Origin of the sequence: Okeania sp. SIO2C9 (assembly GCF_010672455.1) — a bacterium.
GTDB lineage: Bacteria > Cyanobacteriota > Cyanobacteriia > Cyanobacteriales > Microcoleaceae > Okeania.
Map to the genome: position 1 here is coordinate 64074 of NZ_JAAHGO010000029.1, position 6780 is coordinate 70853.

Below are 6780 nucleotides of genomic sequence, written 5' to 3' on the forward strand. Positions count from 1 at the left end.
TAACAGAAATTAATATTTAGAGGTTTAATATAGAATCCGGTTATAAAATATATCTTGATAATTCTATATATGTTGATAATTCTATAATTAATTTAAGCCTTCAATCTCCCCTACTCCTCTACTCCCCTACTCCTCTACTGCCCTACTCTCAACTATACAATAAGTATTTAACCGGATTCTATATAAGTGGCATTAAAAGTACTGGGGAAAAACTGGCCTTAACCATAATAAGTGTATATTAATAAGTGTATATTCATTATTTATGAAACGTAAGCATTTCCTCCGGAATGCTGCGCAAACAGCTATTAGCTGTCAGCTATCAGCAACAAGACTCTCTCCTTAAAGGACAGTGTTTAAATTAAAATAGACTTTAAGGGTAAGGGAGGCAAATTTTGTAGTAAGACAGTTAATAAAGCTTTATAGCGCTGTGCGCAGGCAACAGCTCCGGAAAGCAACAGCTCATCTGGGGGAATAAATTGCCGGTAATATAAGACTTTTAGCTATTTGGCCTTTCCTACAATTTGTAAATATACCAGCGCTCATTGCTATATATCCTAAACTAAAAGTAATAGCTGATAGCTGATAGCTGATAGCTGACGGCTGAATGCTTACTATGAAACAGCTAAAAGCTGACTACAAGCTAACTAAATTTTTACAATTTAATAGATTATTTTAAATTCTTTAATTTGTTCATATTCTGGCTCAATCATCATATATCCAATACCATGAAACTTGTCAATTGATAACAGTTTTATCATTTCATTAGTAATATCAATATTCTTATTTTCTCCATTCATAATTTCTTTTAACCATTCAAAGTAAATACTCTCAAAATATCCCATTTTACTTTGATCAAACCAGTGAATATAAGGAGTTATATGTGCTGGTATTTCTGCAGTAATAATATCCTGAACTATATCTTGAAAATCTTTGTTTTTAAACCGACCTATCCAATCAGGGAAGACAAAACTGATTTGGAAAGAAAAAGGATCTTTGTGTGGATCTTTGTGTATCCATTTTCCTGTTTCTGATTCTGCTACTACAAATTCTTTTTCTATATCGAATGTATCTTCTCCAACGTTGCTAACAGTGTAATCTGTACCATCGTAGTTGATTGAATCAAATATTTGTATTGCTTCACCATTTGAAAGTCCATGTTTCTCAGATGTACAGGTAACTTTTTCTGTTCCATTCTCGCCTTGTATTTTTGATCTTTCAAACTTTGAAATTGGATAACCCAAATTTACAATAAAAGATTCATCCTGATTAAGAGGAAGTAAAATATGCTCAACCAGATGAAAACCTTCTATTTCATCCGATTCTGAGAGATATACTCGCTCGTAATGCATTCCTAACAAAGAACAAATTCTTTTTTTTAGTCCCGAAACGTTGTCTGTATCCCAGACTTCCTGAGAATTAGTACAGTCAAATGCTTGACCCCTACCAGCACTAATTTGAGGATAATTTTGTAAAAAAGTAATTTTATCTTTAATCTGTTGCTTTAAATTAAGTAGACCCATTTCATTTTGAATATATTCCTTTAACAATGAAATAGGTTCTTGATTTTGATTTTTAATATTGAAGCTTAAAGCTATTTCGTTCAGTAATTTTAAAACTATTTCATTCTGTAAATTTAAAGGAATTTCATTTTGTGAGTTTAACAAATCTTTCAGAAAGTTTAACAAATCTTGAAAAAATTGAACCTGTCGAGCTTCTGGTGAAATTTTACTTTTATATAAAAGTAACGAAGGATCGGTGAATTTTTCACAAAACTTGGCCATTAAATAATCTAGAAAACGATTCTTTCTTTCTAAATTAATTTCTTTCTCTTCCCAGAAATCCTCTGGTTGCTTATCTGGGGAACCATTTGAATTTAGGATTTCGTCCGCACCAGGAAAACTAGAAATATCCTGGAAAAAGTAGGTTTGATATTCCTCATTTTGGAAAGAAAATAAATCTTTAGTATGCTCTAATTGAGTAAAATAATTAGCTAAAATCTGGTCGAAAAACATCAAATAAGCTTGTAACTGCTTTGCCTGACCTTTGCGTTCGGTAGTTGCAGAAGCAGGTAAACCAAATTCTCCAATACCATAATTAACTGGGAACTCATTTTGGATTGATTCATAGTCAGATAATTCTCTATATTCCCCTACTGGGATAGGAATATCTTGTGCTTGTTTCACTGATGATAATTCTTTTGACGATTCCGAATTATTTTCATAAATTTCAAGGTCAAGAGGATAAGAACGGTTTCGTTTATAAAAGATAATCAGAATATCATCCTGATTTTCAGGTATTTTAAGTTGTGGCGTGCGATTAGGAGCTAATGGTAACACCCATTGTTGTTTTCCAGCTGTTGAAAAACTACTTGAAAGATACATTTCTCTAATTGTTTTTATCCCTTCAATCTTTAAAAGCTTCTCAATTAGTTCAGAGGTATACAGTGCTTTTTTCTTAATCAGGATATCAAGTTCTTCGTCTTTAATAAAACCATGTTCGAGAGGATATCCCTCAAAAATATCTTCAGTATTTTTCCCTTCATCTTGTAGTTCTTTTAAAGTATGAAACTCTAACTTAGGAGAAATATAATTATATAGCTCATCATACACCTTTTGCATTAACTTACTTTCATCAGAGTCATCTTCTATCTCAATATGTGCTTCTACGGTAATTTCTTCAATCTCTAATATTTCTATTTCGCCCAAAAAATATTCACACAAATTCCGATTCTGATTAAGTTTAGATGCTACTTTTTTTTTAAGTTCTTTTTCTTCTTCTGTTTCTACATCTTCTTCTGTTTCTACGTCTTCCTCTAGTTCGATAATTACCTGATAAAGTCCTTTTAAGTAGACCCGTTCACCCTGTTCGCTATCAGAATTAACAGTTAAAGTATGATGTTGTTCATCATAAAACATTGAAGGTTCTAAATTTTGAATTAGTTTTAATTCAGCATTTTTTACACCATCAATATCAATTAATAGTTCGCGATAATCATTAATAGTCAGAGGATTAACAGTGAGAATTTCTCTAGCTGTATAAAACTGTTTGATATTTTCTTCAGCATCTTCAGGATGAGGTGTAAGTAAATCCTTCATCTCGAAGTTAAGTCGATAGCTTAAATCCGTCATGACATAGCAGAATTGCTCTAGGATAGTAATACCTGGGTCATGGGTATTGTAGTCTGTCCAAATTTGACTTCCTAGCTCTTGGATGTGCTGAATACCCTCCTCCCGCAATCTGGCAAAATCCATACCTGGATGTTCTGGAGGAGTGTTAGAGATGGTAAGGTCTTCATTCATGTTGGTTATTAGTAATTTATCAAAATAATATTGGGTCTAAAACCCCGCCTTTTAAGGCGAAATATTTTTGGAGCGAAGCTCAAATCCCCGTTATAATAGAATCCGGTTGAATAGTTATTGTATAGTTGGGAGTAGGGGAGTAGGGGAGTGGGTCCGATTAAATATTGAAGTAATTAGGGCTTGCTGATTAAATTTAAAACCATTGACATATAAATATTTTAGCCTTTTTGGGGTCGAATTGCAGTGCAAATTTTTCAGCTCTTCACGCTCAAAAAGTTAGTATTTTAGGCGCATAGTTGGGCAGAAAAATTAAGGGACAAAACTTAGCTCCTACCTCCTCGCTCATTCCCCGTTCCTTCTGTCTCCTGTCTCCAGTATAGCTGTCTCCTACTCCTACTAAAAGACTTTTGAGCGCAAACCCTAATTATAGAATTATCAACATATACTATATAACCAGATTCTATATTACAGAAATAACTTCTGTACATCGCCAATCCGACGACCCGTTCTACTAAACTTACCCAAACTTACCCATGACTGATTGCATGAGCTTTGGAGCTAGCTTCCTATTTCGCAGAAGACCACTGACCACAGTCTGTAACTTATCTTCTCCACAGGCTTCAAATCGGTGAGAACTTCACCTACTTATTCACATAGTTTTCTAGGTTGACAGCAGCATTAAAGTCTCTGTCAGTTTCAAATCCACAATTAGCACAATTATAAGTTCTCTCATGTAAAGGCATTTTTTGTTGATGTCCGCAATGAGAACATATTTGAGAACTTGGATAAAATCTATCTGCTATCACTAGCTGGCTTCCATACCACTCGCACTTGTATATGAGCTGACGCTTGAACTCAGAAAAACCGCAGTCTGCTATCGCACTTGCTAGTTTGTGATCTCTTGGTGCGCGTTCCCTTGCGACTGTCGTCGTCGCGGGGTCGCACCGCTTTTTGAGCATTCCACTGACATTCAAATCTTCTATCACTATGGTGCTGTGGTTTAAAGCTCGCCCATGTTGTGAGTTTATGAAGTGTGTCGGCTCTGATATCAGCCACTGCTTGGTGCGCGTTCCCTTGCGACTTTCGTCGTCGCGGGGTCGATCCGCTTTTTTGTGAGCCTTGGCTAATCTTTTTATTGCCTTGAGTCTGTTTTTTGAGCCTGGCTCTTTTTTGCTGACACGGTGTTGATAACGAGCTAATCGTTTTTTTGCTTGCCTATAGGCTTTGATGTTAGCAAATTTTGTTCCATCGCTACAAGTTGCTAGAGTATTAACTCCCACATCTACACCAATGATATCTCGTTTTTTGGCGGTAGTAGTTGGTTGATAATCATATTTAAAGCTGATATACCAATTATCTGCACGTTTTGATATAGTAACATTTTTGATGGGTACAGATGGTAAGATTTCATAAGTTTTTACGATTCCTATTCTGGGTAGCTTTATATAGTTTCCCTTGAGAACCTTAATACTTCCTTCTAAATAGAAACTATCTTTTCTACCCTTTTTCTTAAAGTTCGGAAAACCACGTTTAGGAATAGTCAAAAAGTTTTTAAATGCCTTTTCTAAGTCTCTTAATGCTTGTTGTGGGGCACATTTAGATACCTCATAATACCAAGGATTAATTGACTTAACTTCAGCCACTAAACGCTTGTGTAAAGTGATAGCGCTAGGGCGTTTTTTTGTTGATTCATACTCAGCAATGCAAGTTGCTAATCCCCAGTTATAAGCATGACGAGCTACACCTGCGTGTTTGGCTAGCATGGTTTTTTGGTAATTGTTAACTTTTAATTTGGTCTTGATTGATTGCATTTTAATTTATCGGCCACCCCTTTTAAGAGTTTAATAAATTAGACAGAAATCTAGTATATCACAACAAATGTCTATTTATATTTAACTTTGTCTAATTATTTTAATACTGTTGATAGCCCCCTATCTGACTTCTGACTTCTGACTTCTAACTTCTGACTTCGTTAACCCTGCGGACTATTTTTTGAAGTTAATTTATTGGTTGATGATTGTTCTTGAGCAATTGTCTGATGGATAGGTTGAACTAGATTTTTTAGACTCTCAACCTTATTTTTCGAGAAGTCTAATGTTTCAGCAAAGTCATCTTCTTCTATTTTAGTAATTTCTTCTTCTAATACTTGAATTGCACCTTGAATACGCAGTAAAGTTTGATGGAGATTTTTTTGTTTAGCTTTTAAATCTGCTATCATTTTTTTTCCTGATGCAAATTCGTTTTTGAGTTTTTGCAGGCGTTGTTCCAGTTGTTCTTTCATCTTAGTTCTATAAATATTGGAGCTATTTTGATTCTTTATTTACTAAGGTGCAGGTGTAGGTATAGGTATAGGTATAGATTGTATCATAGCAATTTTTGTACTAATTGCCATTACACAGACATAACTTTTTCCAGAAAATCCTATGGAGTTTATATTAATCTGCCATTCTCCGTTCTTTGTTTCCATATAAACGTAAAATTGATTGGCTGTTTCTGCTTGAAAACCAGCAATTACACAAACCCATTCTGATGTGTTATAACCAGTTTTTTTTGTTGTTAGACGATCGTCTATTTCATAGTTTTTCACTTCAATAAGTTTGTTCTTTACCGTCAAATCTCCGCCTACATTTAGGTTGACTGGTGCCGTTGAAGTTGACAAATTCCCTATACTCACACTACTACCACTACTGTTTACTACCAAGCGATCGCTCCCTACTGTCAAATCGCCACTTACATTTAGGTTGACTGGTGAAGTTGAAGTTGACCCTATACTCACATCAGTGCCATTTACTACCAAGCGGTCTTCATGTACCTTGAGAACTCCTGTTGAACTTGCATTCCCAATACTCACACCACTGCTGTTTACTACCAAGCGATCGCTCCCTACCGTCAACTCTCCACTTTTTACCTCTAGTAAACTTGAATTTCCGATACTCACACCACTACCGTTTACTACCAAGCGCTCCTCATGTACCTGTAGCTCTGTTGATGTCCCAATACTTACACCACTACCGTTTACTACTAAGCGATCGCTCCCTACCGTCAACTCTCCACTTTTTACCTCTAGTAAACTTGAATTTCCGATACTCACACCACTACCGTTTACTAACAAGCGCTCCTCATGTACATTTAGTTCTGTTGAAGTTCCGATACTTACACCACTACCGTTTACTACTAAGCGATCGCTCCCTACCGTCAACTCTCCACTTTTTACTTCTAGTGAACTTGAATTTCCGATACTCACACCACTACCATTTACTACCAAGCGCTCCTCATGTACCTGTAGCTCTGTTGATGTCCCAATACTCACACCACTGCTGTTTACTACCAAGCGATCGCTCCCTACCGTCAACTCTCCACTTTTTACTTCTAGTGAACTTGAATTTCCGATACTCACACCACTACCATTTACTACCAAGCGCTCCTCATGTACCTGTAGCTCTGTTGATGTCCCAATACTCACACCACTGCTGTTTACTAC

At 35.8% G+C, this 6780-nt stretch carries 4 protein-coding genes; all 4 read right to left on the minus strand.

Features of this window, described 5'->3' with window-relative positions:
• Positions 1–659 precede the first annotated feature (659 nt).
• Positions 660–3299, minus strand: coding sequence for a hypothetical protein (locus F6K23_RS21775; RefSeq protein ID WP_293159728.1), 2640 nt, complete (start codon positions 3297–3299; stop codon positions 660–662).
• A 641-nt stretch (positions 3300–3940) separates the two neighbouring features.
• The gene (locus F6K23_RS21780) at positions 3941–5110 is read right to left on the minus strand and encodes an RNA-guided endonuclease TnpB family protein (protein ID WP_293159730.1); all 1170 of its coding nucleotides are present in this window, start codon (positions 5108–5110) and stop codon (positions 3941–3943) included.
• A gap of 161 nt (positions 5111–5271) precedes the next feature.
• Positions 5272–5580 carry a hypothetical protein gene (locus F6K23_RS21785; protein ID WP_293159732.1) on the minus strand — a complete coding sequence of 103 codons (309 nt, stop codon included), beginning with the start codon at positions 5578–5580 and terminating at the stop codon, positions 5272–5274.
• Between the two features lie 42 nt (positions 5581–5622).
• The coding region (locus F6K23_RS21790; protein WP_293159734.1) for a hypothetical protein at positions 5623–6780 on the minus strand (1158 nt) is incomplete at its 5' end.

Coding starts and splice junctions, on each gene's coding strand:
- F6K23_RS21775 (WP_293159728.1), bottom strand. CDS start 3,299: ATGAATGAAGACCTTACCATCTCTAACACTCCTCCAGAACATCCAGGT.
- F6K23_RS21780 (WP_293159730.1), bottom strand. CDS start 5,110: ATGCAATCAATCAAGACCAAATTAAAAGTTAACAATTACCAAAAAACC.
- F6K23_RS21785 (WP_293159732.1), bottom strand. CDS start 5,580: ATGAAAGAACAACTGGAACAACGCCTGCAAAAACTCAAAAACGAATTT.